Consider the following 26,720-nt stretch of genomic DNA (forward strand, 5'->3'; position numbering starts at 1 on the left):
TCCTTATCGGTGAAAACCGATGGGGACCGTTTTGTTTAAGTACCCTGTCTCCCCGCCGGCGCCTGTGCCCGCCGGACGATTCCCCCGCAGTACGGACCGGACAGCCAAGAAAGTGTTGTCCCCGCCCTCCCCCTCCGGTAGGTTTGCGCACCATTGGACACTGCTGAAGGGCGGCCGGTACATGGATGCTGAAATAACCCTGAAGGTGGACGGCAGCGAACGGACGCTGACCGTTGATACCCGCACCACGGTGCTGGATGCGCTCCGGGACAGGCTGGGCGTAACGTCACCGAAGAAGGGCTGCGACCACGGGCAGTGCGGTGCCTGCACGGTCCTGCTGGACGGGCGCCGCGCCAACTCTTGTTTGACCCTGGCCGTGGCCCACAACGGAGCGGAGGTTCTCACCGCGGAGGGCCTGGCCGACGTCATTCCGGACGGCCACCTGCATCCGGTGCAGCAGGCGTTTCTGGAACAGGACGGATTCCAGTGCGGCTACTGCACCCCGGGCCAGATCTGCTCAGCCGTGGGCATCATTGAGGAAGCCGCAGCGGGGCATCCATCCGCTGCCACCGCGCATCTGGACACTGAAAGCGGCATCGACCTGACTGACGCTGAAATCCGCGAGCGGATGAGTGGAAACCTTTGCCGCTGCGGTGCGTACGTCAATATCGTGGCGGCCGTGCGGCAGGCCGCCGAGGCCGCAGCCACTCTCCGCAAGGGCCTGCCCGATCCACAGGAAGAGGCAGTTCACGACTCTCCCACCGCGGCCTCGATGCCCGCGCATCCCGAGGAGCGGGCATGATCCCCTTCGACTACCTCCGCGCCGAGGACCCGGCCGCCGCCGTCGCCCTGGTCTCCGCCAACCCCGACGCGGTTTTCCTGGCCGGCGGCACCAACCTCGTGGACCGGATGAAGCTCGGGATCGCCTCCCCCACTCTGCTGGTGGACGTCAGTCGGCTGCCGCTGGACACCGTGGACGTGCTCGACGACGGCCGGGTGCGGATCGGCACCAACGTGAGCAACTCCGACCTTGCCGCGAACACCTTCATCCGGCGCCGCTATCCGGCCCTGTCCTCCGCACTGCTGGCCGGGGCCTCCGGGCAGCTGCGCAATTTGGCCACCACCGGCGGCAACCTGCTCCAGCGCACCCGCTGCGTGTACTTCCAGGACCCCACCACCCCCTGCAACAAGCGCGAACCCGGGACCGGCTGTTCCGCCGTCGACGGCTACACCCGCTACCATGCGATCCTCGGCGCCTCGGAAACCTGCGTGGCGACGCACCCCTCGGACATGGCCGTGGCCCTGGCGGCGCTGGACGCCGCCGTCGTGGTGCTCGGCCCGGCGGGGGAACGGATCATTCCGGTGAGTGATTTCCACCGGCTGCCGGGGAATCAGCCGGAAAGGGACACCGTGCTGGAACACGGTGACCTCATCACCGCCGTCGAACTCCCGCCGGCACCCGCCCGGTCCGCCTACCGCAAGGTGCGGGACCGCGCGTCGTACGCCTTTGCCCTGGTGTCCGTGGCCGCGGCCATGGAACTGGAGGACGACGGCGCCTCGCCCCCGGTGATCCGGGACGTCCGGATCGCACTGGGCGGGGTGGCGCACAAGCCCTGGCGGGCCCTGCAGGCGGAGGCCGTGCTGCGCGGCGCGGCGGCAACGGAGGAAAACTTCCGGGCCGCCGCGGACGCCGAGCTGGCGGCCGCCGAGCCGCTGCAGGACAACGGCTTCAAAATTCCCATGGTCCGCAACACCCTGGCGGCAGTGCTGCGGGAACTGGCCGGGCTGGGAACCCCGGATGCCAGCGCCGAGGGAACCGATCATCCCGAGGGGCCGGACGGCCCCCGGGACGCAGGCTGGGAGGAACTGGACTCATGAGCAATTTGCTGCCCGCCCGGGCCATCGGCACCCCCTATGAACGGCTCGACGGCGAACTGAAGGTCAAGGGCACCGCGCCATACGCCTACGAGCAGCCGGTGGAGAACCCCCTGTATCTGTATCCCGTGCTCTCCACCATTGCCCGCGGAACCGTGCAGCGGGTGGAAACGGCGGCCGCGGAAGCCGTCAGCGGGGTCTTCACCATCCTCACCGCCGACACCGTGCCCCAGCTGGCGGATACCTCCGACCGGGAACTGGCAGTCCTGCAGGACAACCGGGTTGGTTACCGCGGGCAGATTGTTGCGGCAGTGCTGGCGGAGACTCCGGAAATTGCCCGCGAGGCGGCCGCCGCCGTCAGCGTGACCTACACGGAAGAGCCCTTCTCCGCCCAGCTGCGCAAAGACGCTCCGGACCTGTACGCCCCGGAGGAATTGAACGCCGGCACTCCCACGGACAGCAGTCAGGGGGACGCGGATGCCGCCTTTGAAACCGCCGCGCTGAAGATCGAGCAAACCTATTCCACCCCGGCCGAACACAACAACCCGCTGGAGCCCCATGCCACGGTGGCACAGTGGAACGGGCAGACGCTGACGCTGTGGGACTCCACCCAGGGCGTGCACGCGGTCAAAAGCACGCTGGCGCAGGTGCTGGGGCTCGAGGAAGAACAGGTTCATGTCATCGCCCCGCACGTGGGCGGCGGCTTCGGCTCCAAGGGCATGCCGCACGTGCAGGTGGTGATGGCTGCCCTGGCGGCGCAGGTCACCGAGGGGCGGCCGGTGAAGTTCCCGGTCAGCCGCCAGCAGATGTTCACCCTGACCAGCCACCGCACCCCCACTATCCAGCACATCCGGCTGGGGGCCGCCGACGACGGACGGCTCACCGCCATGTCCCTGGACATCGTGGAGCACACCTCACGGATCAAGGAATTCGCGGAACAGACCCCCGCACCGTTCCGGATGATGTACGCCTCCCCCAACCGGAGCACCACCACCCGCGTGGCGCCGCTGGACATCCCGGTTCCCTCTTGGATGCGCGCACCGGGTGAGTGTCCGGGAATGTTCGGCCCCGAGGTGGCCATGGATGAACTCGCCGCCGCTGCCGGGCTGGACCCCATTGAGCTGCGCCGCCGGAATGAGCCGGAGGTGGATCCGGAAACCGGGAACCCCTTCTCCAGCCGGCACCTGCTGGAATGCTTTGAACTCGGTGCCGAACGGTTCGGCTGGGACCGGCGGGTCACCCGTCCCCGCTCCGTGCAGGAGGACGGCTGGCTGGTGGGGCTGGGAACGGCCAGCGCCGTCTACCCGTTTATGCGCCAGCCCTCCAACACCGGGCGGATCCGCTACGAACAGGACGGCATTTATTCGGTGCAGATCGGAGCGGCGGACATTGGCACCGGCGCCTGGACGGCGCTGACGCAGATTGCCGCCGATGCGCTGGACGTGCCGATCGACCGGATCCGGCTGGGCATCGGCGACACGGCCTTCCCTGCCGCCTCGGTGGCCGGGGGATCTTCCGGAACGGCCAGCTGGGGCGGAACAATTATTGCCGCCGCGCGTGCGTTCCGGGCCGACCACGGAGAACATCCCTCCCCCGGGGCGCAGACCGAGGCTAACGCTCCGGAGGATCCGGATGCCGCGAACCTGGCCCTGTATTCCTTTGGCGCGCATTTCGCCGAGGTCCGGATCTCCGCGGACACCGGCGAAATCCGGGTATCCCGCATGCTGGGCGTTTTTTCCGCGGGACGGATTATCAACCCGCGGACCGCGCGGTCCCAGTTCCTGGGGGCGATGACCATGGGGATGGGCATGGCACTGCATGAGCAGAGCGTGCTGGATCCGCGGTTCGGGATCTTCGTGAACCACGACCTGGCCGAGTACCACATCCCCACCAACGCCGATGTGCTGGACATGGAAGCGCTGTGGATCGAGGACGTGGATGAGCATGCCGGACCGCTGGGAGCCCGGGGCATCGGGGAAATCGGAATTGTAGGCAGTGCCGCGGCGATTGCCAATGCCGCCTACAACGCTTCCGGAATCCGGATCCGGGACCTTCCGCTGACTCCGGACAAATTTCTGGAGTAACCGCCCGGTTCCGGACGGCCCGGGGAGAAGCAGCTATGCAACACTGGCGTCATGACTGCTGTGCGCCCCGCCTCCGCCCTCCTCACCGGCCGGTTTGTCCGGCTTGAGCCGCTGACCGCCGATCTGCTGCCGGACCTGCACCGCGCCATTGCGGCCCCGGACGTCTTTGCCGGCGGCTACGGAGGCGGACCGGCTGGGCTTCGCGCCGATCCGGATGCCTTCTCCGCCTGGGCTCTGACGTATTACCGATGGGATGAACTTCCCTTTGCGGTACGGCTGATCCGGGACGGGATCCCCGGCCCCGTGGTGGGCACCAGCACCCTCGCGGATTTGAACCTGCGGCAGGAGACAGTTCAGCTGGGCTGGACCGCCTACAGCCCGGCTGTCTGGGGCACTGCGGTCAACATCGAGACCAAGCTCCTGCTGCTCGGGCACGCCTTCGGTGCCGGATTCGGCCGCGTCAGCATCCAGGCCGATTCCCGCAACGCACGGTCCCGGGCCGCAACCGAGAAGATCGGCGGGGTCTTCGAAGGCATCCTCCGGCGGGAGAAGCTTCGCGCGGACGGCACCTGGCGCGACACCGCGGTGTATTCAATACTCGCCGCGGAGTGGCCCGGAGTGCGGGCCGGGCTTCAGGGCAGGCTGAGCCGCTTCACCGGCGCCGTGAAAACCACAACTGCGGAAACCAATGCCGCGGAATCCGTCTCCCCCATTCAGGAGTAGCATTTCCGCCACAACAGCATTTCGGCGACGGCGCCGGAAGCAAACGTGAGGACAATCGTGAGCAGCAACTTCGGGGACTACCAGCTGGGCATCTACCTGAACGGTGCACGGGGCACGCTGCCGGATCTGCCGATGGGTTTTGCCGCCACGGAGGAGCTCGCGCAGGTCAGCATGGACCCCCGGACACTCGGCTACGTAGCCGGCGGCGCCGGCGATGAACACACCCAGCGGACCAACGTGGCCGCCTTCGAGCGGCTGGGCATCATGCCGCGAATGCTCGTTGGCGCCCGGCAGCGGAACCTGGGGATCGATCTGCTGGGACATCAGCTGCCGACGCCGCTGTTCTTCGCGCCCGTGGGAGTCCTGGGTGCGGTGGCGGACGACGGCGACCTGGCCGCAGCGGCGTCGTCGGCTGAGCTGGGCATCCCCATGGTGGCCTCCACGCTGGCCTCCGCGCCCCTGGAACAGGTTCGTGCCGCGGGAGGCGACACCCCCGGGTTCTTCCAGCTCTACCCGCCGGCGGACCGCGAACTCGCGGAAAACCTGGTGCACCGGGCCGAGGCAGCGGGCTACGCGGGAATCGTCATCACGCTGGACACCTGGGTGAACGGCTGGCGTCCGCGGGACCTCAGCGCCGCCCACCTGCCCATGCTCTCGGGCCAGTGCCTGGCCAATTACCTCACCGATGACCGGTTCAAGAAGCTGCTGGCGGAACAGGGCTCCACCGACCCCGCCGCCGCGGTGATGCTCTGGGCCTCATTGTTCGGCAACCCCTCCATGACCTGGGAGGATCTGGCCTGGTTCCGCTCCCTGACCTCGCTGCCCATTTTGCTCAAGGGCATCTGTTCTCCGGAGGACACCCGGCGCGCCCTCGACGGGGGGATGGACGGCATTTACTGCTCCAACCACGGCGGCCGGCAGGCCAACGGCGGCATCCCTGCGATTGATTGCCTGCCCGGCGTGGTGGAAGCGGCCGACGGCGCCCCGGTCCTCTTCGATTCGGGGGTCCGTTCCGGGGTGGACGCGCTTCGTGCGCTCGCCCTCGGGGCAACCGCGGTGGGAATCGGCCGGCCTTACGTCTACGGGCTGGCAGTGGGCGGCCAGGCGGGAATCACGCACGTGATGCGCAGCCTGCTCGCCGAAGCGGACCTGACCATGGCGGTCAACGGCTATCCGGACCTGGCTTCCCTGCGCGGATCCCTGCACCGGCTCTGAGCAGCCCGCCTCAGCGTGCCTGTCCTTGTCTTCGCCGCTTAATCGGCTGTCGGGAAACCATCCCGCGGCCACCAGGCGGGCAGCAGGTGAACCAGCGAAGCCAGCCAGGCTTCGACGTCGTCGTCCTCCCGGACCACCCATTGCTCAATCCACGAGGCGTAGGCCCCACCGAAGAATGCAGCAATGACCTCCGGGTCCACGGGCGGCACCAAAGAGTAGCCCTGCCACACATACAGCGAGAGCAGGAACCGCCGCGCCAGATTGTCCGCCAGAACGCCCGTGAACGTTCCGGTGTGGAAGAGCGCGCGGTACACCCGTTCCTCTTCACGGGTGTGCTGCAGGATCAGCCGGACGGCGTCGACATACAGGGTGCTGATTTCCGCAACGGTTTTGCCGGTGCCCCGCTGGTCCAGCACGTCCACCGTGCCCAGCCGGTCCACCACGCCTGCATAGACGCAGGCAGCAAGCTCGTAGATGTTGCGGTGGTGGCCGTAAAAGGTGGTGCGGTGCACCCCGGCCTGCTTGCAGAGGGCGGAAACGCTGATATCTGCCAGATCATGATCGCGCAGCAGTGCCAGCAGACCGGCCTCCAGTGACTCCCGGGTACGCGCGGTCCGCGGCTCTTCCGGGGCGGGGCGCCGCAGCGCAGGGAAAAGTTCCGGTTCAGACATAGGACTTATCTTCTCAGATACACGGAAGGGCCCCGCCGAAGCGAAGCCCTTCCGTGCCGCGGCGCTGGGGGACGCCGCAAGCTTATGTGTTATCCGTCAGTGGTTTGCGAGTCCGGCGGTTTCGCCGCCGTCCACCACAAACTCCGCTCCGGATGAGAACGACGAATCGTCGCTGGCCAGGAACAGGACCATGTTGGAGACTTCCTCAGCCTCGCCCATGCGGTGCAGGGCCACATGGTTCATGGGGTTCTCCATGCCCTCGGTCATCGGGGTCTTGATAACGCCCGGGTGCACCGAATTCACGCGGATCCCGTACTTGCCCAGGTCCAGGGCCACCGACTTGGTCAGGCCGCGCACGGCGTACTTCGTGGCGGTGTAGCCCGGCAGCTCCACGAAACCCTGCAGGCCTGCGGTGGAGGAGATGTTGATGATGGAGCCCGCCTTGGATTCCTTCAGGGCCGGAATGGCGGCCTTGATGCCCAGGAAAACGCCGGTCAGGTTGATGCCCACAATGGCGTTCCACTGATCGAGGGTGAAGTCCTCAATATGGCCGAAGTTGGCGATGCCGGCGTTGTTGACCAGCACGTCCAGTCCGCCGAACTCGGTAACCGCCGTCTGGACGGCCGCTTCCCAGTCCTCGGGCTTGGTGACGTCCAGGTGGACATAACGGGCGTTCTCGCCGAGCTGTTCGGCCGTCTTCTGCCCCTCGGCATCCAAGATGTCGCCAATGACGACGCGTGCGCCCTCTTCCACGAGGCGACGGGCATGCGCGGATCCCATGCCCCGTGCGCCGCCGCTGATCAGTGCTACTTTGCCGCTTACGCGTGCCATTTCAAATCTCCTTAGGTGTGAACACGATGTTCTCAGTTATTCAACACCTGTCGAAAAGATTGTAGTCCGAAAATGCCAAGAGTGTGGCACGCAAGACACGCGGGCGTGTTGCAGCTCCTACCCGGCCGGTTGCCGCCCCGCCGCCGGACGCAGCCGGTGCCGGGGCGGCAGCGGAATAATCGCCGAAGTCCGGCGCTGGTACTGGACGTAGTCCGGATACCGCGAGCGCGAGATGCTCTCCGTAAACACCGTGGATCCGACAAAGAGGAGGGTCAGCAGCACGGCGCCCAATACGGTCCAGTGCAGCCAGCCGCCCGTGGCCGTCACCGCAAACCCGTAAAACAGCCACCACTGGGCCTGTTCGAAAAAGAAATTGGGGTGGCGGGAAAAACGGAACAGCCCTGTTTGGCGGAAACCCGGCCGGGGGGTTCGTCCCGCTTCCCGTTCAGCGGCTTTCCACTGGTGAAAGTCCCACTGCTGCTGATCAGCCGCGGTCTCTCCGGCCAGGGCAGCCATAAACAGCACCGCCAGGACCCAGTCCCCGGCGTTGAGCGGAGCGCTGTGGTCATAAACGGTGAGGGCCGGCAGTGTCATCAGGAAAATGATGATGTTTTGGTAGACACTGATGAACACCAGATTGAAGGCGGCGAACTGCCACGGCTTTAGACGCCGGCGGAGGATCGCCCAGCGGTAATCTTCACCGCCGGGCGCATAGCCGCCCTTGCGGGCGAAGTTGAATGTCAGCCGGGCGCCCCACAAAGTTACCAACACCGCCATCAGCACCAGCCGCGGCGCAAAGTCGGATGCCGCAGCGAAAACCCACACATACGCAAGGGGAACCAGGGACCAGATGCGGTCCGTCCACGAGTACTCCCGCGTTATCAGGGACAGCACCCAGGTTCCGGCACAGGCGGCGGCAAGGATCCACAGGCAAATCAGAACCGGGTTCATCACTGGAGACTACGCGCGCGGGCAGCCAGGGGGAACGCCGCCGGCCCGAAGCCTGAACGCAAGCCGCCGGTTAGGCTGCCGCGGCGGATCCCGCTCTGAAGCCCCGGACGACGGCGGCTGGTAGCCTCGGCCCATGACCTCGCTTTCCCTGCGGCCCTGGCTGCAGTCCGACGCCGCAGCCCTGGTAGCCGCGTACCTCGGCAGCCCGGATCTGGAGCACCAGCTCGACGCCGGCGCCGGAACGCGGGCAGGCGCGCAACAGGTCATCCGGAAAGACCTGGGCTGGGACCCGCAGGCCGCCTGCAACCTGGCCCTTGAGGTGGACGGTGCAGTGGCGGGAAACGTGGGCATCAGCAACATCAATGAACGCCACGGCACGGCGTGGACATACTACTGGCTTGCGGCGCCGTCGCGGGGAAGAGGTTTGGCGGCCCGGGCGGCAGCCTCGCTGGGTAACTGGGCGCTGACGGATCTGATGCTCCACCGCTTGGAACTGGGGCACCGCACCAACAATCCCGCCTCCTGCGCGGTGGCAGGAGCCGCCGGGTTTAAGCCGGAGGGAATCCAGCGTGCGAAGCTGCGCTACGGAATGGAACGGTTCGACGTCGAAACACACGCCCGGCTCGCCACGGATCCGCCGCCGGCCTTGCCCCTGATCGAATTGAACCTGCCCTGAGCGCCGGAACCTGCGGGGAAGTTTCCGGGTCCGTTAGGCCTTCCGGCAGTTCAGGAACCGGAGAAGGCCACGTACCTGCAGTGGTTTCCGCTGGACGCGCTCCCGCCATTGGTGGTTCCGCACGAACGCCTGGTGTTCCATGGACTGGCACGGAATGAGCTGGCACCCTTTTTGACTGTGGGTTTTGATTGGCGGGTTCCCCGCAACGATTAGTCCTCGGCGCCCGTGAGGCTGACTTCGAGCTGGCCGCCGCGGACCCGGGTCTGGAATACCGGCTGCGGCGCCGTGGCCGGACCCCGCATTACTTCGCCGCTCTCAACCGAGAAGGTACTGCCGTGCCAGGGGCAGACGACGCACAGCTGGCCGCCGGTTTCCTGAAGGTGCCCTTCATGCAGCGGTCCCCCCAGATGGGAGCAGGTGTCCGCCAGCACCGAGACGGCGGCCGCGCCCGTTCCCGCGCGGCGCAGCACCATCAGCGGAATGCTGCCCAGTGAGGCCGCCCGCGGCTGCCCGGCCGCGAACGCCTCCACGGGGCCGAGCGAGTGCCATCCGGCGGGGACTTCTTCCGAAAGATCTTCGTTGCGGTTCACTCCCGCGCCCTGGCGATAGGAGAGGTGGCCGCCGAGGAAGCCGCCGACGCCGGAAACGGCCAGGCCGCCGAAAGCCAGCATCTTTCCCTTTCCATGGTCGCCGCGGTTTCGGGCCAGCCACGAGGCGGCGTACAGGACGGTGGCAACGGCGTTGCTGGCCTGATGCACTATCCCGGTTCGCTGCTGCGGCGTGTCCAGCTGGGAAAAGTCGGTGACGCCGGTCAGCGCCGAGGGAACCGCCGACAAAACACCCAGACCGACCAGCGTTTTGGCGGCCCTCCGGTTGCCCGGCAACAGATCCAGGACAGCCGCGGAAACCCAGGCACCCAGCGGAACAACCACCATCAGCGGATGCACCGGATGCCCCAGCGGAACGCCGTGCAGCGCATCGGCGACCTTCCCCGAGGGCACCGCCTTCTTGACCAGCCCGGCCACCGCTCCTGCGGCGGGATCCAACCAGGCCGCCCCTTCAAGCTTGTCGACGTAATGAACCAAAGGCAGACGCGGCATGTTGTTCTCCTCAGACGGCGCTGGTGGAATGTTCAACAGAGTAACCACCGCCGTCGCCGGGCACCACCGTATTTGATGCCGGCGGCCATAAAGGCGGAAGCTCTACGGACAGCATGTGGTGACGGGAGCCTTCCACGTCCGGTGGCTGCGGACCCCTGCAGGGGAATGGCCTGAAACGGCTGAAAGGGGACAAACCGGGCACCCGTCCGGCACAATGGCGCCATGACTTCGGGGGATGACACTGGCGCATCAACGCTGACGTTCCGGACGCGGATGCCAACGCGGTACCGGCTCCTTCTCGGTTTCCTGGGACTTGCCGTCCTGGCCGGGACCGCAGCTGGCGCCGCCGAAGCCGGCGCGGGTGTCCTGCTGCCCGGACTGCTCGTCGCCGCGATCATCGCCCCCATCGTGATGATGCGCGCGCGGATCCGCGTGGGACCGCAGAGCCTTCACATCCGCGTGGCCGGCATCATCTCCACCGAGGTTCCCTACCGCGAGATTACGGCCATCTCCGCAGGCCCGGTCACCGGCCTGCGCGAGGGCATGGGCCTGCGCATCCTTCCGGAAGGCACCGGCTACCTTGTGGGCGGACCGTCGGTTCGCATCGGCTGCAGGTACACCGACGTGCTGGTGTCCTGCAGCGAGCCGGACCGGCTGCTCGCCGCCGTCGCACCGCTGCTGTCTGCCGGCCGGAACCGGACCTAGTACCGGCTGCCCTCCGGCTGGGGAGCATTGTTGAGCATGGCGAGGTTCTCGTTGCTGAGCAACAGGAGCGCGGCGGCCGCGTTCTCGCTCAGGTATTTGGGTGTCTTGGTGCCCGGGATGGAAACCACCCGGCGGCCCTGCGCGGCCACCCAGGCCAGGGCCACCTGCGAAGGCGTCGCTCCGATCCGTTCGGCCACCTGGTGCACCCGCTGCACAATCGCCAGGTTTGCCTTGAGGTTCTCCTGCTGGAAGCGCGGAAGCCTGCGGCGCATGTCATCAGCCGGCAGTGAGTCAAAGGAGGTGAACCGTCCGGTGAGGAAGCCGCGGCCCAGCGGCGAGAAGGCCATGAACGCCATCCCATGCTCCTCGCAGTAGGGCACGACGTCTGCCAGCCGGTCGCGGGTCCAGAGCGAGAGCTCGGACTGCACCGCCGTCACCGGATGGATCTTCCGGGCGAGCTCGATTTGCTCCACACTCACCTCGGACAAGCCGATTGCGCGGGCTTTCCCGTCGGTAACGGCCTGAGCCATGGCACCCCAGGAGTCCTCCAGCGGGACCTGCGGATCAACCCGGTGCAGGAGGTACAGGTCCACATGGCCGGTGCGCAGCCGGCGCAGGCTGGCGTCGATGGACCTGCGGATGTGTTCGGGGCTGCCATTCCTCACCATCCCGGGCACAGTCCCGGGGGCCGGAGCCGCGTTGCTGACTTCCAGTCCGACCTTGGTGGACAGCACTGCCCGTTCCCGGTAACCGTCCTGGAGCGCCCGTCCCACCAGTTCCTCGTTGGTGTACGGCCCGTAGACATCGGCCGTGTCAATCAGGGTGGACCCCAGGTCAACGGCGCTGCGGATCACCGATATGGAGGTTTCGTCGTCACGTTTTGCCTCCATGTCATACGCGTAACTCATGCCCATGCAGCCCAGGCCGATGACGCCGACCTCCGGCCCCTGAACTCCCAGCGTGGTGGTGCGCATAACAGGCTCCTCCGGTGGTTCGGCATCCGTTGACGGGGCCTAAAACGCGGGCCACTTCAAGGCTAGGAGGCCTGACCGGTTCCCGGGAAGGGTTCCTCCGGCAACCGGCTCGGAACCGGTCAGCCGCTGAAAGCGGTCCGGATAAAGCGGTCCGGTAAAGCGACGGTGCCGCCCTCCTCCAAACGGAGAAGGGCGGCACCGGGTACTGCGGAACTGAAGGGATCAGCGGCGGGCGGAGACGGCGTCGTCCGCTTCGGAAACAGCCGGCCCCGTGCCCGCTGTTTCCCCGGGTGACGCCGGCTGTCCATCCTCATGCGGGTGGCGGCGTTCCAGGGATGCACCCTCGACGTCGACATCCGGCACAATCCGGTCCAGCCACTTGGGCAGCCACCAGGCCTTGTCTCCGGCCAGGTGCATAAGCGCCGGAATCAGCAGCATCCGCACCACGAAGGCATCCAGAAGGACACCGAAGGCCAGCGCAAAGCCAATGGGCCGGATCATGGTGCTGTGCGAGAAGATGAAGCCGCCGAACACGGACGCCATGATGATGGCTGCGGCGGTCACCACTGAACGGCCGGCCCGCACACCCTGGACCACGGCGACACGCGCCGGGGCTCCGTGGGCGTAGGCCTCGCGCATGCCCGATCCCAGGAAGAGCATGTAGTCCATGGCCAGGCCAAAGAGAATGCCCACGAGGATGGTCGGCAGGAAGCTCAGGATCGGGCCGGGGGTCTCCACGCCGAAGACGCCGGAGAGCCAGCCCCACTGGTAGATGGCCACGACGCCGCCCAGGGCTGCGAAGTAGGACAGGATGAAGCCCAGGGTCGCAATCACCGGCACGAAGATGGAACGGAAGACCAGGATCAGGATCAGCAGTGACAGGCCCACCACGACGCCGAGGTAGATCGGCAGCGCGTCGGACAGCTTGTCCGAAATGTCGATGTTGCCGCTCGCGGATCCGGCCACGCCAATCTCATACTTGCCGTCCAGCGGGGAAAGGTCCCGGAGGGCGTGCACGAGGTTTTCCGTGGACTCACTGGTGGGTCCTTCGGTCGGAACCACCTGGAAGGCAGCCACCGTCCGGTCCTCGGAGGTGCCGATCGGAGCAACTGCAGAGACGTCCTGCTGATCGAACAGGGACCGGGCAATTTCTGCCTGGGCTGCTGTGGCTTCTTCTTCTGTGGGCTCCCCGGGCAGCTCTGCCACTACCAGCAGGGTGCCGTTCTGGCCTTCACCGAATTTCTCGGAAACCGCAGCGTAGGCCTGGTACTGGCTGGAGTCATGCGCCTCGGAGGAACCGTCCGGCAGGTTCTGCCGCAGGTCCAGCGCAGGGATCGCGATCAGCAGCAGTCCCGCGACGGCGGCGACCACGGTAAGGATGGCGCGTCCGGTGCCCATGGGCTTGGCAGGCACACTCTCGGGACGGCCGTTTCCGGCTGCCGGGCCGTCCGCTGTCGCGGCTGAGTGCTTGGGGCCGCGGCGGGCGGCATCGCCGTGTCCCTCGAGGGCGGCACGTTCCTTGCGGCTGAGCACGCGCATGCCGGCGATCTTCAGCAGGGCCGGCGTCAGGGTGACGGCGATCAGCACGGCAACCGCAACGCAGGCTGCACCAACGGTGCCCATCAGGCCCAGGAAGGGAATCCCGGTGACATTCAGGGCCAGCAGCGCGATGAACACGGTGGCGCCGGCGAACACCACGGCATTGCCGGAGGTGCCGTTGGCCAGGGCAATGGATTCCTGGATGGCGTAGCCGGACTTCAGCTGGCGCCGGTGCCGGTTGACGATGAACAGGGCGTAGTCGATGCCGACGGCCAGACCGAGCATCAGACCCAGGATGGGGGTGATGGAGGCCATTTCGACGACGCCGGAGAAGGCCAGCGCGCCCAGGGCACCGATGCCGACGCCGATCAGCGCGGTCAGCAGCGGCAGCCCGGCGGCGATGAAGCTGCCCAGCATGACCACCAGCACCACTGCGGCGACGGCGAGGCCCACCACTTCGCCAACACCGAAGAGGCTGGGGACGGCTGCGGCAACTTCAGCGGAGTAGTCCACCTTGACGCCGTCGATCGGCTCATCCTCGAAGGCGGCCACGAGAGCGTCCTTCGTTTCCTGCGTCACTTCCATCTGGGTCTCGCTGAAGACCACGTTCACCACGGCGGCGCTGCCGTCTTCGGAAACGGTGCGGATTTCCTTGGCCATTTCCAGCAGTTCGGCGCCCTGCTCGGCAGGAAGGGCCTGTGCTTCAAGATCGGCGCTGGAGGCGTCGAGTTTGGCACGGATGGCGTCCAGGGCAGCCTGCTGCGCATCCAGCCCGGCCATCATTTCTGCCGGGGCTCCGGAAGCCTCAGCCTGCGCACGCGCGGCATCAAGCTGGGCCTGGCCGGCGTCGAGCTGAGCCCGTGCCTGCTCCAGCTGGGTGCGGCCGGCGTCGATCTGTGCCTGCCCCTGGGCCAGCTGCTGGGCCTGGGCGGCCCGGTCAGCCTCGGTGGCAAAGGGGTCGACGACCGTTTCCACGCCGTCAAGTTCTCCCACCTTGGTGACCAGGGCGGAGATCTCCTGCTGCTGTTCCGGGCTGAAGGCGGAGCCGTCTTCAGTCTGGACAATTACCGAACCCGCTCCGCCGGAGGCCTGCGGAAGTTTTTCCTGGAGGCGTTCGGTCACCTGCGTGGTGGGGGTGTTGGGGATGGAAAATGAGGTGGCCAGTGTGCCGCCGAAGAGCGCAAATGCCGCTCCGGCAACCACCAGTACTGCGATCCAGACCGCCAACACGGTACGGGCACGGCGTGCAGCCGCCCGGCCTAGTCGGTAGAGGAATTCAGCCATGAGAGTCCTAACAGGGGGTGGACGGGATAGGGAAGTTTTAGGCCATTTGCCTGGGCGGCGATTCGGTGCCGTGGCCGTTCCGGACTGCTCGGATGAGCCGTTCCAGGTGCCGGGTCCAGACCTCGCGTGACTGAGGCGTATCCACGGCGGCTGTTTCCGCGGCCCAGTGGTGGTACAGGACCCCCACGCCGCCGGCGACGGATCCCACCAGGAGGTGGACGGCAAGTTTGTCCGCGTCCGGTCGGCGGCGGAGCATAGCGGCCAGCAGCCGGTTGCTCACCTCCGTAAAAACGCGGAGGGTCATCAGCGCCTGGCGCGGGGACGACTCTTCGTTGGGTCCGCCCAGCATGCGGGTCAGGTAGGCCATGGGAGCCACCAAATCGGTAGAGCGGAATGCTTCCGCCACTTCTTCCATCATCGATGCCTCGGTGCCGCCGCCCTCCGGCGGCACCTCCGCCAGGGTTTCGACGACGGCGTTGAGCACGTCGCCGCACACTTCAATCACCACGTCATCCACTGAGGAGAAATGGTTGAAGACGGTGCGCCGGGAGACATCCGCGCGCACGGCCAGCTCATCCACGGTGAAGTCGATTCCCGTCCGTTCCTCCATCAGCGCTGCGGCGGCATCGACAATGGCCTGCCGGTGGCGGCTTTTAAGGGCGGCACGGCGGTCGGGGGAAGAGTCTGGCAGCACGCTTCTACACTAAGTGCACCGATGCACTAGGTGCAATTTCTTTATGGGGCTTCTTCGGAGAGCATACGGGCCGGCCCGGCCGCGGCGGCGGAGGGTCACGCCGGCTTCACTGCCGCACCCTTCACAACGCCGGCAATACGGTCCAGGGCGCCGGCGGCTTCCGGGGTGAAGGCAGCCGCCACATAAACGTGGAAACCGTCCGGGGCAACCTGCAGTTCCACGGGCGTCCCCGCGGCCGCTGCCTTGGCTGCGAACCGCTCAGCGTCCGGCAGCAGCAGGTCGCTGCCGCCTTGGAAAAGAAGGATGGGAGGGAGGTCTTCGAGGGTGTCATTGACGGGGCTGACCCGCCACGAGTCCAGGGGCAGGCCGTCCGCCCAAAGCCGGGCGGCATAGAGGAGCCCGGGGACGTCCAGCAGAGGATCATGCCGCTGCAGCCGCTCAATGGCTGGGTTGGTCATACTGCAGTCCACCCAGGGAGCAACCAGGAATACGGCGTCGGGCCGGGCTTTCCCCCGGTTCCGGCGGTCTATCAGGTGGGCCAGGGCCAGGCCGCCGCCAGCCGAATCGCCGGCCAGGAAAAGGGGGGCTCCGGGCGAGCGGCGGCGGATGCCTTCACATACCGCATCGACAAACGGCAGCGCCTCCGCCACGGAGTGCTGCGGCGCCAGGCCGTACAGCGGCACCGTAACCGTTGCCCCGGTACGCCGGATGATGGCCGAAATAATCCACCAGTGCGGCCGCCGCAGCGGAAAGACGTAGGCACCTCCGTGCAGGTACATCAGCTCTGCACCGGACGGAAGACCAGTGCCGGACGGATGCCGGGGTGTCAGGGTGATGACCGGAAACCCCTCAACCGTGTTCCTCCCGACGCGGCATCTGCGGCGGAGGGCCAAGGGGACGTTCGGGGAGCGCCGCCGGCCGGCGGTGCGCCGGACCGCTTCCTCCGTCCGAAAGGGCCTTGGTGCCGCACTCAGGGCCAGCCGTACAAGCTTCATGCGCAGGGACATGGTTACGCTCCGGTTTTTTGGCGGCTGATTGGGTGGAGTTCACCTCAGGGTACCGGCGCAACACCCTGTGTGCGACGCTCGAATTACCGCAGCTGTCCGGGCTCAAGGCCCATAGCGAAGGAGATCCCATGACCACCATCCTGGTTGTCGGTGCCACCGGCAGCATCGGCCATCTGGTGGTCGCGGAAGCACTGCGCCAGGGGTACGCCACCCGGGCCCTGGTGCGGAACCGGGCCAAGGCGTCCCGGCTGCTGCCCGAGGATGCCGACGTCGTCGTGGGGGACGTGACCCGGCCCCAGACCCTGCAGGCGGCGGTGGAGAGAGTTGATGCCGTCATCCTCACTCTGGGGTCGGAAAGCGGGGAAAGTGCCGAAAGCGTCGACTACGGCGGAGTACGCAATGTGCTGGAGGCGCTGGCCAACCGGCAGGTCCGGATTGTCCTCATGACCGCCATCGGGCTGACCAGCCGTTCCGGCAGTTTCGCGGAAATGCTCGACTGGAAGCGCCGTTCGGAGCGCCTGGTGCGGGCCAGCGGCCTGCCCTACACCATTGTTCGGCCGGGCTGGTTCGATTACAACGATGCCGGCCAGCAGCGCCTCGTGGCCCTGCAGGGGGATCCGAGGCACACCGGAACACCGGCCGACGGCGCAGTGTCCCGCCGCCAGATTGCCCAGGTTCTGGTGCATGCAGCCGGTTCCGGGGAAGCGGTGGGCAAGACCCTGGTGCTGATCTCGGAAACCGGCTCCGCCACCATCGACTTCGACGGGTTCTTCGCTCCGCTGGAACGTGATCCGCAGGGTGCTTTGGACGGCGTCGGAGATCCCGGAAACATGCCGCTGGACCGGGAGCCCGCAGCCGTGCGCAGGGATCTGGCCGCCGTAGCCGGACACTGATTCCGGCACACTGTGCAAGGCTGGGCAGGTACGCGCAGCCCACATCACCGGCAGGAGAACAATATGAGTACCCAGGACCGCAACGTCAACCCCGGAGCCGACGCCATGGAAAACAATCTGGCCGGCACGCCTGACGAGTTCAACAACGAGGTAACGGCACGGCTCGTGGAAGCAGCCAAGTCCCAGGAGCAGGACGGGGGCCGAGACGAGGAACGCGAGGAACAGCCCGCCCTGGAAGTGGACGAGGAAACCCCTGCCTCGGAGGCCGAAGCTTCCTCGTAATGTCCCGCGGCCCCCGGGGCGGGTTGACCCGCTGTCTGGGAGCCAAACAGGGAAGTAGTAAGCAAGCTGTCTTTTTGGGGTGATTGTTCCTAGTCTGGTTATAGGAATGGGGGACACCGCACAGGAAAGGGAGTTCTGTCATGAGTACCAATCCAGGGCCGGCGGGCCAGCCGGAGCGCAAAGCAACCCCGTCCAACGTTCATCCAGCAGGCGAGGGCACAGGCACCCACGCAGCACACGCAGTCCCGGGTTCCAACCGGGACACTGATGCCACCAGCCGCGAACAGGTTGTCGACCGGGAGAAGGACCAGTTTGGCGGCGTCAAAATTGGGTCCGCCTTCTTCGGATGGCTGACCACGGCGGGAACCACAGTGCTGCTGAGCGCCATCGCCACAGCCTTCGGGGCAGCGCTGCTTGCCAACAATGTTGATGCAGCCGGCGAGGCCGCCTCAAATCCGGAGGGAGCAGGGATTGCCGGAGCCGTTCTGCTCACGGTCATTCTTTTCGTGGCTTACTTCTGCGGTGGTTACGTTGCCGGCCGGATGGCTCGGTTCAACGGCGTTAAGCAAGGAGTGGCGGTTTGGGTGTGGGGGATCATCATTGCCCTCGTGCTGGCCCTGATCGGAATGATTGCAGGGAACGAGCTGGACATTAACGCCCAGCTGAACACCTATCCCCAGTTCTCCGGGGACGATACGGCGGCGGCTGTTATTTCTGCCGTCATAGCTGCCTTGGTTGCCCTCGCCGGGGCAATTCTGGGCGGCCTGGCCGGCATGCGCTTCCACCGCCGCGTGGACAAGGCAGGCCTCGGCGCTTGAAGATGATTCACCAGGACCAGGCTCCACTCACGGAACGGAAGCAATGAACACCGGCAAACTGCCGCCATGGGTTAGGCGAACCGGCATAGAAGTGGCGGGATGGACGCTGATCGTGCTGGGACTGGCGGCATTGGTCCTCCCCGGGCCGGGCCTCCTCGGCCTAGTGGCGGGGCTGGCCGTCCTGTCCCTGAGATACGAGTGGGCCCAGCGGTTTCTGCGCCCGGTGAAGGCGAAGGCCTTCCAGGCGGCGGCAACGGGGGTCCAAACCTGGCCTCGCATCTGCGTCAGCGTTGTCGCCGCCCTTGCCGTCATGGCTGCAGGAATTGTCTGGGGGGTCTGGGCCAGGGCGCCGCACTGGTGGCCCTATGCCGACAAGCTGTGGCTTCCCGGCGGCTGGGGCACGGGGACCGGGCTGATCATCTCGAGCCTGATTGCCCTGGGCCTCATTGGCTACAGCTTCCGCAGGTTTCGCCGGAGCTCTCCGCAAAAACTCCAAAATACGGACCCCAGAAGCAGTGAGCCGGCAGAGCGTCAGGAACCCTGAGCGGACCTAAGCGACTGGTTGAGGGTACGGAGCGCTTGGACCGCAGCATCCAATGCTGCCGTCTCCGGTTCGTCAAGGCCGGCAAGCGCCTTCCGAATGGGCCCCGCCCAAGCATCGGCGATGGCTTCATCCTGATCCAGGGCTTTGTCCGTCGGGAAGAGCCTGCTCACGCGGCGGTCACTCGAACTGCTTTCCCTGGTGACCAGGCCGCGCTCCGTGAGGGTGCGGACGGCCGCGCTCGCGTTGCTCTGCTTCAGCGCCATGTCTCTTGAGAGTTCAGTCACCGTCATTCCCGGTGCGTCCAGCACATGCTTCAGCACAGCCAGATCCGTGGACGTCAGGGGGTCGATCCCGGTCACTTCCGGGACACGCCTGTGAATGGTCCAGGAGAGGTCCCGCAGAAGCATGGCCAATTCGCGCCTGCGCGCTGCAGCCTCAGTGTTGTCCGCCATACCTTCAGCATATCCCATATATTGACATATATATGTTGCCATAACTATAATCGATGGAATCCTGGCCGCACCTCAGAAAGTCGTCATGCCCGATTCCACCGTTAACCCGCCCTCGCCGGTGCGCCGCACCAGCGGACAACTCATTCTTCTCCTGGCCCTGCTGACCGCCCTGGGCCCCCTTTCCATTGACCTTTACCTGCCCGCTTTCCCGGGCATGGCCGGGGATTTGAACACCACTGCCGCCGGTGTCCAGCTGACCATGACCACGTTCCTGGTGGGCCTCGGCCTTGGCCAGCTGTTCATCGGCCCGCTGTCGGACGGAATTGGCCGGCGCAAGCCCCTGCTGGTGGGCACCTTCGTCTGCGCCGCAGCCAGCGCTGCCTGCGCCCTCGCCCCCACTGCGGAAATTCTCGCCTCGGCCCGCTTCCTGCAGGGCCTTGGCGGAGCGGCGGGCGTCGTCCTGGCCCGCGCCATTGTCGCGGACACGTCGCGCGGTGCTGCCGCAGCCAAGCTGCTGGGTGTACTGACCATCATCTGCGTCATCGCACCCGTGATCGCCCCCTTGGCAGGCGGGGCCATCATCGCCGCCGCCGGGTGGCGCGCCGTGTTCTGGATTTTGGCTGTACTGGTCTTGATCCTCTTCGTCTGGGGAGTCTTCGGAGTCAAGGAAACCCTCGCGGATGAAGACCGCAACCGCGGCGGGATCAAGACCACGCTGCACGTGGCCGCAGTGGTCCTCAGCAACCGGAACTACACCGGCTACCTGCTGACCTTCTGCTTCGCCTTCGCGGGACTGTTTGCCTACATCTCAGCTTCTCCGTTCGTCATCCAGAACATCATGGGCCTCTCGGAGACGCGGTTCTCCCTGATTTTCGCCACGAACGCCCTGTGCATCACGATTGTCAGCGTTGTTGCCGCCGCACTGGCTGGCAAGGTTTCCTACCGCCGGATGATCGCCATTGGCCTGGCGGTGGCCGTGCTGGCCGCAGCCGGCCTGCTGACCTTCGCACTTTCCGGAACACCGATGGTGCCGATGCTGATCCTGTTCGCAGTGTTCCAGGGATCTCTGGGGTTCATTTTCGGCAACGCCACCGCACTGGCCCTTGAGGAAGCCGGGCACCACGCCGGAACCGGGTCCGCATTCCTGGGCTGTCTGCAGTATGTGCTCGCAGCGGCCGTAGCACCGGTTGTGGGCCTGGGCGGCGAGGACACAGCGGTGCCGATGGGTGTTGCCATGGTTGTTTTTGCCGTTCTCGCCGCCGTCTCTTACGCAACACTGACGCGAAAGACCGCCACGGCACCCGCCGCCGGGTCCGAACTGCGGACCGAGGACACCCAACAGCCCGTCGCCTAGGCGGCTACAACCCGGTTTAACACTCCCCCGTCGCCGGAAGCCGAGCCGCTTTCGGCAACGGGGGACAGCAGGAATCTCCAGGGGACATCCGGCGGCTTAAAGGGAGAATGCCGGTTTGACACACAGGGTGCACCGGCACAGCAGTGACTCCTGCCCGCCGATGTACCCGCCCGCTGCTTCCTCCCCCGTGAAGCTTGTTGATTCAAACAGAAGGTCCAGGAACTCCAGGATCGTTCCTTTGTCGGCACCAAAACGGCACCCGGTGAGGACGGGCGGCAGGGCATGCAGCCGCTCGATGTCCGGATCATCCGCACCAACTCCCAGATCAGCAGCCAGGACCTTCATCAGCATTTCCTCCGCCGCCGGGCTCATGGTTCGGCGCTTGGAAATCCTGTCGATCCTGACGCCGCTGGCCTGGGGTGTCCCCCATGTATCCAGATTCGCGCGGAGAATGAACTCCAGCGCAACCAGGTCCACTTCGTGCAGGGCGGGCCCGTTTGTCCACGCCACGTCGATTGTGGCGACGTCATAGACCTCCAGCGGAGCTGTCCGGAAGTCGACTCCGGTGAAAGCGCCCGCCAGATGCTCACTCAGCCTCTCGGATACTTCCGTTGGCCAGAAATGATCTTTCATCTTTCCTTCCCTGCCCCGTGCCGACCGCGGGGAACAGGTGTTGCATTGCCCGGGGCGGTCTGATCCGCCCGGGTTTGGTATTTGTCGCTGCCGGAAACCTATTGGAGACTAGGGCTAATCGGCACCCACGCGCCAGAGTGTTGAACGATTTTGTCCAAAAATTCTTACTCCCCTTGCGCTGTCGCGGGTTGGCGGGGCTGGACGCGGGGACATTGTGGAGGTAAGCGCGAACCTTCGCGGCCGGCAGAAAGGGACGCCTCTGCCCTGAGCTCGGATCCCGCCCGAAGGTGTGTCAGCAGCCCCATTACCCGATATTTCATCAGGTGCAACTGGTTCCTCCGTTAACGAAGGGTTTTCCTAAAATCTCTGGTGGACGCGGCGTGGCGACTGGAAGGATATGAGCCTGACGGCATCACTTCACCAGTCAGCCGGCAGGACAGGTCAGTACACGCAAGACGGTTAGTGAACGCAGATGGATTCCGCACCTTCAGTCTCCGACCCCGCAGGACAGCCAGGCAACGGACCCCAGCCATTTGGGGGCGAGCTCGCTGGACTGCCCCCGGGTCGGAGAACCCCAACACCGCCAAGAGGCCATATCACCATGCCGCCCTCCACTCCGCCAGCTCTCTTCTCGAAGAGTTCCTCCCGGAAGGACATGTCCCGCCGGGCCGCGGGACAGAGGCGTGCAGAACGGCAATAACTTCGCTAGGGCCGGAGCGACATCTCCGGTACGACACCAACGGGAGGCATCTCCAATGAGCCAGTTAGCGCAACTCCAGCAAACCAAGCCGCTGACCAACGGTGCCGAGTGGTGGTCCTTGACCATCCAGCCCACGGCCAAGGATGTTTGTGACGCGATCATAGGCGACGTGGTCACACCTTTGGCCGCCCAGGCGCGTTCCTGGGGAGCACAGCGCTGGTTCCATACGCGCTGCATGGACCCGGTCCATCCCTTCATCCAGGTGCGCATCCTTGGTGCCCCGCGGGTTCTGGACCGCTTGCAGTCCCTGATGCGGGCCCTGGTCGACCAGGCTGTGCCCCATTTGGGTGAATTGCAGACCTCGGAATATCGGGAGGAACCGATTCCTACCCGCTGGGAGTCGGGGCCGGTCTCCCCCCGAGCAGAGTCGGACCTCGCAAAGTACGGCGGTGCGGATGGACTGGCGCTGGCGGAAGAGGTTTTTGAGCTGTCATCGGATCTGGCAGCCTGGGCCACGTCCCGCTTCCCGAAGGCAAACAGCCGCTCGTCCCTGGCGGCGCTGCTCCTGTTCGATGCCAGCTACGCAATGATGCGCGGACCGCGTTCCCCGGTCTGGGCGGACCGCCGGGCCATCTCGTGGGATTACTACTGGGACAGCCATCTCCGCAGCTGCACAGCAGCCTCGGGCCCGCAGGCCGCCCACATGCGCAACGCCCTGACCTCACAGCTTGCACCCCGGATCCTGCCGGCCCACCGGCTCATGGCCGCCACCGCGTCGGAGCCGGCCGTGGACAACTGGCGCAAGCGCTGGTCCCGGGCCATCGACACCTACCTGTACCGGGCGGACAAAGTCAGGGCCAGCCGCAGTGCGCAGCAGCTTACCGTGTACCAAAGCCGGCTCATGCTGAACCGGCTCGGCATCTCGGTCCGCGATGAGGCAGGCCTGGGACTGTATGCCCGGTCCTGGAGCAAGGAGCGGGAAGCGGATTTCCTGAGGATGGCTCCGTAGCTTCTCGGATCCGTGCTGTCGGGCACCTTGCCAGCGGCACCCTGCCGAGGCGGCATTCAGAGTCCTCACAGGTCGATTGGTAATACTAATAGGGCAGCAACGCGAGGGGCGCTTCCGGAAGTGAGACCACCGGGGGCGCCCCGCCCTTTTAATCCCTGCTTACCCTTCGCCGCCCGCCCGGGCCGCGGTTTTCCCTTCCGGAAGCGGTTTGGCACAATATTTGGTGGTGAGCCCGCGCGTGCCCTGAGGCCGCGCAGCAGCAGATCGGTATCTGAAAGGCATCTGAAGCGTGCATTACCCCTGCACCTGCATTTACCGTTCCCATCCGGAAACTGGACGCATGGAAGTCGAAGTCTTTGACCCGTTCTGTCCCCGGCGCGTCCACCGCATCTCCGGCTCAACCAAGTACGAGCCGAACTACACTTTCCGCCGCTAGGAATCCGCCGGCACAGGTCCGTGCTGAGGCTGCGGTTCGGGGCCCTCCAGCTCATCCGTTCCCGCGGCTTCAGGAACCTTCCCGGAAACCGCGGCATTGGCCGTGGACAGCGACTGGTCCCGCAGATACCGCAGCACCACAATGGCGACGGCGGTGGCAGGCACCGCCAGGAACGCCCCCACAATGCCGAAGAGCGTGCTGCCCACGGTCACGGATCCCAGTACGACGGCGGGATGCAGCTTCAGCGTTTTACCCACCAGCAGGGGCTGCAGGATGTTCGACTCAAGCTGCTGGACCACCAGGACAACGCCCAGCACCAGCAGCGCCGTCACCCAGCCGTGGGCCACGAGGGCAACCAGGGTGGCCAGGACTCCGGTGGCAACAGCACCCACAATGGGAATGAAGCTGGCAAAGAAGATCAGCACCATCAGGGCCGGTGCCAGCGGAATATCCAGCACCCATAGCCCCAGCCCAATGAAAACAGCGTCCGCCAGGGCTACTGTGGCCTGCGCGAGGATGTAGGCGGAGAGGGTTTGCCACGCTTCTTCGGACACCCGCACGGCGTGGACAAAGGCACGGTTATTGGTCCACCGGCTGGCCCAGGGGAGGAACTTGTCTCCGTCCTTGAGGCAGAAGAACGTGAAAACCAGGGTCAGCAGGAACACCACGGTGACGGATGAAACCGTACCCAAACCGGCCGTGACGCCTGAGACAATGTCGCTGCTGTGTTCCCGGAGCTGGGCCAGGCCGGCATCCAGCAGTTCGGTGAAATCGATCTCCTGGACGGCAAACGGCAGGTCAGCCACAAAGTTGCTGAGCTCCTGCATGTTCTCGCCGGCCATCCGGACAAGTTCCTTGGAACCGGAGGAGATCGAAGGCACCACCGCCATGGCTACTGCGGCGATGGCCGCCAGCAGCCCCAGCAGGGAGAGCAAAGCGGCCAGGGCCTTGGGCAGCACCGCCCGCAGCACCCGGTTCAGCGGCCACAGGATGGAGGAGAGAAGCAGCGCCAGCAATCCGGGGAGGGCTATTGACCACAGGGAGCGGATGCCGAACCAGATCACCACGAGACCTGCGAGGATGATCAACCCCCGGGCAACCCACACGGATGACGCCGCCATGCCCCTGGCGAACGTGCCCCGCGGCTTCAGGCGGCCGTCCGCACGGGACCCCGGGGCCGAGGATTCTTCTGATGGCGTATGCCGCTGCGGGAAAACTGGAGAAGCTGGGGAATCGGTCCTGGTCACCCTTTCATTTTGCCTCAGCCGGCGGCAGAACTATTCCGCGAACTCCGGCTGGGCTTCAATGAACACCCAGTCCCGCTCCTCAAGGAGCGGTTCGATCACCGGACCTCCGGCTTCGGCGATGCGGTCCTGGATCTTTCCCGGGATACCCTCGTCGCGAAGGTTCTCGCGCAGCCATGACTTGGCCGAGCCGTCTAGATACGGCCACCAGCGCTCTATCTGAATCGGTTGCATTGCGGCCCCCTTTAGATTGCGGTGAATCAACGGTGCCACCGCTGCCCGGGCCGCGCAAGAGGGCTCCGTTAGCGCCGGCCCGTGCCGCCGTCGTCCCGCCGTCAGGGCAGCGTGGTGATGCTTTCAATGGCGTCGCGGGCCTCATCTGCCAGAGATGCCGGCAGCGGCGCGCTCTTGGCCGCGTCCTCCGACGCTGCCTGCCCCTCGTCGCTGACAACATACTCGCCGAAGGCCTTTACCAGCTCCACGGTCTCTGGATCTTCATAGCCGCTGCAATAGATCTGATAGGACACGAGGACCAGTGGATAGGCACCGGGGGCGGTGGTGGTGCGGTCCAGCTGGAGGGCAATGTCATGCAATCCGCGGTTCGGAACCCGCTTCGCCTGCTCGACGGCGATCGCAGCGCCGTCCGCACTGATCGGCACGTACTCGCCGCCAACCCGCAGGTTCACGGTGCCCATCGAGTCATCTATGACTGAATCATCGGCGTAGGTCACAGCACCTTCGGTGCGGGTCACCGTGCTGACCACACCCGCATTGCCCTGGGCATTTTCACCGCTCAGGTTCCCCGGCCAGGTCCCTGACGGGCTGTCCGGCCACGCCTGGGGAGCGGCCTCGTGCAGGTATTCGGTGAAGTTCTCGGTGGTGCCGGAGTCATCGGCCCGGCTGACCGGCGTGACGCGGATATCCGGAAGGGTAACCCCGGGGTTCTGTTCGGCGATTGCCGGATCGCTCCACTTCTCGATGTCCCCGCGGAAGATCGCGGCGATGGTGGGGGCATCCAGGTTGAGGGAGTCGATGCCCGGCAGGTTGAATGCCACCGCTATCGGGGAAATGTAGGCCGGAATGTCCATGGCACCGTTGGGCCCGCAGACTTCCCGGGCTTGGCCCAGTTCCTCTTCCTGGAGATAGGCATCCGAACCGGCGAAGTCCACCGCGCCGGCCAGCAGCGCGTTGCGTCCGGCGCCTGAACCATCCGGGGAGTACTGCACCTGGACCTTCGGATTGATGGTGCCGAAACCGGCCATCCAGGCGTCCATGGCGGGGCCCTGGGCACTGGATCCGGAGCCGGAGAGAATACCCGACAGGGTGGACGTGCTGTTTTCCGCTGCCTCGCGCTGTTCATCTCCCAGGGGGTAGTCCGAACCGCAGGCGGACAGCGCCAGGACGGCGGCGGCTGCCGCGGCAAGGGGACGGACGGAACGGGGTATGGGCACTGAGGCTGTCCTTCCGGGGACTGTGGCAGAGGCTGACGGCGCGGCCGGGATGCTCACGGAAAGAACACCGGGCACCCCTTCAAGGCTAGCGGCCATTCCTGCTCCCCCGCCAACCGAAAGGCCTCCCGGGCCTTGGCCGCGCTCAACAGGGGTGGAAGGATTGATGGCCAAGGAGGCGTCACCGTGCTCATTACCGCTGCAGTTTTTGCCGTGATTGCCGCGGCTGTACATCTGTACATTTTTGTTTTGGAATCCCTGCGCTGGACGGTTCCGGCGACCATGAGGGTTTTTCGGATTTCCAGCCCGCAGGAGGCGGCCTACACCCAAGCCCTGGCCTACAACCAGGGGTTCTACAATCTGTTTTTGGCAGTCGGGGCGCTGCTGGGGATTGTCCTGCTTGGTGCCGGCAGCAGGGTGGCGGGGCTGACCCTGATGAGTTTCACGTCAGCGTCGATGGTCCTGGCCGCCCTGGTGCTGATCCTGAGCAACCGGAAAATGATCCGTCCCGCCCTTGTTCAGGGCGGCCCGGCCGTCCTCTGCCTGCTCTTTACCCTGCTCGCAGCCTGACGGCCGCG

General features: G+C 65.9%; 27 protein-coding genes. 14 read left to right on the top strand and 13 right to left on the bottom strand.

What is annotated here, in order from left to right:
• Positions 1 to 181: 181 nt before the first annotated feature.
• The 5 genes from AC4D2Q_RS04715 to AC4D2Q_RS04735 are packed head-to-tail and all read left to right on the top strand — an operon-like array spanning position 182 to position 5,897.
• On the top strand, positions 182 to 802 hold the full coding sequence (locus AC4D2Q_RS04715) for a (2Fe-2S)-binding protein (protein WP_490945403.1): 621 nt from the start codon (positions 182 to 184) through the stop codon (positions 800 to 802).
• Positions 799 to 1,878, top strand: coding sequence for an FAD binding domain-containing protein (locus AC4D2Q_RS04720; RefSeq protein ID WP_490945405.1), 1,080 nt, complete (start codon positions 799 to 801; stop codon positions 1,876 to 1,878). The genes AC4D2Q_RS04715 and AC4D2Q_RS04720 overlap by 4 nt, the downstream gene beginning before the upstream one ends.
• On the top strand, positions 1,875 to 3,959 hold the full coding sequence (locus AC4D2Q_RS04725; protein ID WP_490945407.1) for a xanthine dehydrogenase family protein molybdopterin-binding subunit: 2,085 nt from the start codon (positions 1,875 to 1,877) through the stop codon (positions 3,957 to 3,959). Before AC4D2Q_RS04720 ends, AC4D2Q_RS04725 begins: the two co-directional genes overlap by 4 nt.
• Positions 3,960 to 4,010: 51 nt before the next feature.
• Positions 4,011 to 4,682 (top strand): GNAT family N-acetyltransferase, encoded by a 672-nt coding sequence (locus AC4D2Q_RS04730; RefSeq protein ID WP_490945410.1) that lies wholly within the window; start codon positions 4,011 to 4,013, stop codon positions 4,680 to 4,682.
• Positions 4,683 to 4,739: 57 nt separating this feature from the next.
• Positions 4,740 to 5,897, top strand: a complete 1,158-nt coding sequence (locus tag AC4D2Q_RS04735) for an alpha-hydroxy-acid oxidizing protein (protein ID WP_490945413.1) — start codon at positions 4,740 to 4,742, stop codon at positions 5,895 to 5,897.
• 38 nt (positions 5,898 to 5,935) lie between these two features.
• On the opposite strand, the gene AC4D2Q_RS04740 is transcribed toward AC4D2Q_RS04735, so the two are convergent.
• From AC4D2Q_RS04740 to AC4D2Q_RS04750, 3 genes are all read right to left on the bottom strand, one after another.
• Positions 5,936 to 6,568 (bottom strand): TetR/AcrR family transcriptional regulator, encoded by a 633-nt coding sequence (locus tag AC4D2Q_RS04740; protein WP_490945418.1) that lies wholly within the window; start codon positions 6,566 to 6,568, stop codon positions 5,936 to 5,938.
• A 96-nt stretch (positions 6,569 to 6,664) separates the two neighbouring features.
• The gene (locus AC4D2Q_RS04745) at positions 6,665 to 7,399 is read right to left on the bottom strand and encodes a glucose 1-dehydrogenase (protein ID WP_490945421.1); all 735 of its coding nucleotides are present in this window, start codon (positions 7,397 to 7,399) and stop codon (positions 6,665 to 6,667) included.
• Positions 7,400 to 7,516: 117 nt separating this feature from the next.
• Entirely contained in the window at positions 7,517 to 8,350 is an 834-nt protein-coding gene (locus tag AC4D2Q_RS04750; protein WP_490945424.1) for a DUF1295 domain-containing protein, read from the bottom strand.
• Positions 8,351 to 8,483: 133 nt separating this feature from the next.
• Here AC4D2Q_RS04750 and AC4D2Q_RS04755 point away from each other — a divergent pair, with 133 nt between their 5' ends.
• Positions 8,484 to 9,026 carry a GNAT family N-acetyltransferase gene (locus tag AC4D2Q_RS04755; RefSeq protein WP_490945427.1) on the top strand — a complete coding sequence of 181 codons (543 nt, stop codon included), beginning with the start codon at positions 8,484 to 8,486 and terminating at the stop codon, positions 9,024 to 9,026.
• 209 nt (positions 9,027 to 9,235) lie between these two features.
• Here the strand turns inward: AC4D2Q_RS04755 and AC4D2Q_RS04760 are convergent, their stop codons facing one another.
• Positions 9,236 to 10,126, bottom strand: a complete 891-nt coding sequence (locus AC4D2Q_RS04760) for a Rieske (2Fe-2S) protein (RefSeq protein ID WP_490945429.1) — start codon at positions 10,124 to 10,126, stop codon at positions 9,236 to 9,238.
• Positions 10,127 to 10,348: 222 nt separating this feature from the next.
• Between AC4D2Q_RS04760 and AC4D2Q_RS04765 the strand changes: the two genes are divergently transcribed.
• A complete protein-coding gene (locus AC4D2Q_RS04765) occupies positions 10,349 to 10,831 on the top strand; it encodes a hypothetical protein (RefSeq protein ID WP_490945431.1) in 483 nt (160 codons plus the stop codon).
• On the opposite strand, the gene AC4D2Q_RS04770 is transcribed toward AC4D2Q_RS04765, so the two are convergent.
• The 4 genes from AC4D2Q_RS04770 to AC4D2Q_RS04785 form a co-directional block, all read right to left on the bottom strand.
• A complete protein-coding gene (locus AC4D2Q_RS04770; protein ID WP_490945433.1) occupies positions 10,828 to 11,805 on the bottom strand; it encodes an aldo/keto reductase in 978 nt (325 codons plus the stop codon). The two genes, AC4D2Q_RS04765 and AC4D2Q_RS04770, sit on opposite strands and share 4 nt — an antisense overlap.
• 222 nt (positions 11,806 to 12,027) lie before the next feature.
• Positions 12,028 to 14,628: an MMPL family transporter gene (locus AC4D2Q_RS04775; RefSeq protein ID WP_490945435.1), complete on the bottom strand. Its 2,601-nt coding sequence runs from the start codon at positions 14,626 to 14,628 to the stop codon at positions 12,028 to 12,030.
• 37 nt (positions 14,629 to 14,665) lie between these two features.
• Positions 14,666 to 15,322 carry a TetR/AcrR family transcriptional regulator gene (locus AC4D2Q_RS04780; protein ID WP_490927866.1) on the bottom strand — a complete coding sequence of 219 codons (657 nt, stop codon included), beginning with the start codon at positions 15,320 to 15,322 and terminating at the stop codon, positions 14,666 to 14,668.
• A 95-nt stretch (positions 15,323 to 15,417) separates the two neighbouring features.
• Positions 15,418 to 16,101: an alpha/beta hydrolase fold domain-containing protein gene (locus AC4D2Q_RS04785; RefSeq protein WP_490945439.1), complete on the bottom strand. Its 684-nt coding sequence runs from the start codon at positions 16,099 to 16,101 to the stop codon at positions 15,418 to 15,420.
• Positions 16,102 to 16,457: 356 nt separating this feature from the next.
• Between AC4D2Q_RS04785 and AC4D2Q_RS04790 the strand changes: the two genes are divergently transcribed.
• The 4 genes from AC4D2Q_RS04790 to AC4D2Q_RS04805 all read left to right on the top strand — a co-directional run bounded on the left by AC4D2Q_RS04790 (position 16,458) and on the right by AC4D2Q_RS04805 (position 18,866).
• The gene (locus AC4D2Q_RS04790; protein ID WP_490945441.1) at positions 16,458 to 17,222 is read left to right on the top strand and encodes an SDR family oxidoreductase; all 765 of its coding nucleotides are present in this window, start codon (positions 16,458 to 16,460) and stop codon (positions 17,220 to 17,222) included.
• Between the two features lie 63 nt (positions 17,223 to 17,285).
• Complete coding sequence (locus AC4D2Q_RS04795; protein WP_490945443.1) at positions 17,286 to 17,504, top strand: hypothetical protein; 219 nt, start codon at positions 17,286 to 17,288, stop codon at positions 17,502 to 17,504.
• 140 nt (positions 17,505 to 17,644) lie between these two features.
• On the top strand, positions 17,645 to 18,322 hold the full coding sequence (locus AC4D2Q_RS04800) for a YrzE family protein (protein ID WP_490945445.1): 678 nt from the start codon (positions 17,645 to 17,647) through the stop codon (positions 18,320 to 18,322).
• A 43-nt stretch (positions 18,323 to 18,365) separates the two neighbouring features.
• The gene (locus AC4D2Q_RS04805; RefSeq protein WP_490945447.1) at positions 18,366 to 18,866 is read left to right on the top strand and encodes a PGPGW domain-containing protein; all 501 of its coding nucleotides are present in this window, start codon (positions 18,366 to 18,368) and stop codon (positions 18,864 to 18,866) included.
• Here the strand turns inward: AC4D2Q_RS04805 and AC4D2Q_RS04810 are convergent.
• Positions 18,854 to 19,318, bottom strand: a complete 465-nt coding sequence (locus tag AC4D2Q_RS04810; RefSeq protein ID WP_490945449.1) for a MarR family winged helix-turn-helix transcriptional regulator — start codon at positions 19,316 to 19,318, stop codon at positions 18,854 to 18,856. The two genes, AC4D2Q_RS04805 and AC4D2Q_RS04810, sit on opposite strands and share 13 nt — an antisense overlap.
• An 85-nt stretch (positions 19,319 to 19,403) precedes the next feature.
• Here AC4D2Q_RS04810 and AC4D2Q_RS04815 point away from each other — a divergent pair, with 85 nt between their 5' ends.
• The gene (locus tag AC4D2Q_RS04815) at positions 19,404 to 20,672 is read left to right on the top strand and encodes a multidrug effflux MFS transporter (protein WP_490945451.1); all 1,269 of its coding nucleotides are present in this window, start codon (positions 19,404 to 19,406) and stop codon (positions 20,670 to 20,672) included.
• Positions 20,673 to 20,768: 96 nt separating this feature from the next.
• Here the strand turns inward: AC4D2Q_RS04815 and AC4D2Q_RS04820 are convergent, their stop codons facing one another.
• Entirely contained in the window at positions 20,769 to 21,305 is a 537-nt protein-coding gene (locus tag AC4D2Q_RS04820; protein WP_490945453.1) for a hypothetical protein, read from the bottom strand.
• Between the two features lie 755 nt (positions 21,306 to 22,060).
• Here AC4D2Q_RS04820 and AC4D2Q_RS04825 point away from each other — a divergent pair.
• Entirely contained in the window at positions 22,061 to 23,014 is a 954-nt protein-coding gene (locus AC4D2Q_RS04825) for a lantibiotic dehydratase C-terminal domain-containing protein (protein WP_490945456.1), read from the top strand.
• Between the two features lie 432 nt (positions 23,015 to 23,446).
• Here the strand turns inward: AC4D2Q_RS04825 and AC4D2Q_RS04830 are convergent, their stop codons facing one another.
• The 3 genes from AC4D2Q_RS04830 to pstS all read right to left on the bottom strand — a co-directional run bounded on the left by AC4D2Q_RS04830 (position 23,447) and on the right by pstS (position 26,145).
• Positions 23,447 to 24,571 (bottom strand): AI-2E family transporter, encoded by a 1,125-nt coding sequence (locus AC4D2Q_RS04830; RefSeq protein WP_490945458.1) that lies wholly within the window; start codon positions 24,569 to 24,571, stop codon positions 23,447 to 23,449.
• Positions 24,572 to 24,727: 156 nt separating this feature from the next.
• Positions 24,728 to 24,928 carry a hypothetical protein gene (locus AC4D2Q_RS04835; protein WP_400930387.1) on the bottom strand — a complete coding sequence of 67 codons (201 nt, stop codon included), beginning with the start codon at positions 24,926 to 24,928 and terminating at the stop codon, positions 24,728 to 24,730.
• Positions 24,929 to 25,029: 101 nt separating this feature from the next.
• Positions 25,030 to 26,145 carry a phosphate ABC transporter substrate-binding protein PstS gene (pstS, locus tag AC4D2Q_RS04840; protein WP_490945460.1) on the bottom strand — a complete coding sequence of 372 codons (1,116 nt, stop codon included), beginning with the start codon at positions 26,143 to 26,145 and terminating at the stop codon, positions 25,030 to 25,032.
• 183 nt (positions 26,146 to 26,328) lie between these two features.
• Between pstS and AC4D2Q_RS04845 the strand changes: the two genes are divergently transcribed.
• On the top strand, positions 26,329 to 26,712 hold the full coding sequence (locus AC4D2Q_RS04845) for a DUF1304 domain-containing protein (protein WP_490927854.1): 384 nt from the start codon (positions 26,329 to 26,331) through the stop codon (positions 26,710 to 26,712).
• Positions 26,713 to 26,720 lie beyond the last annotated feature (8 nt).

Source organism: Arthrobacter sp. TJ-178 (assembly GCF_058269275.1).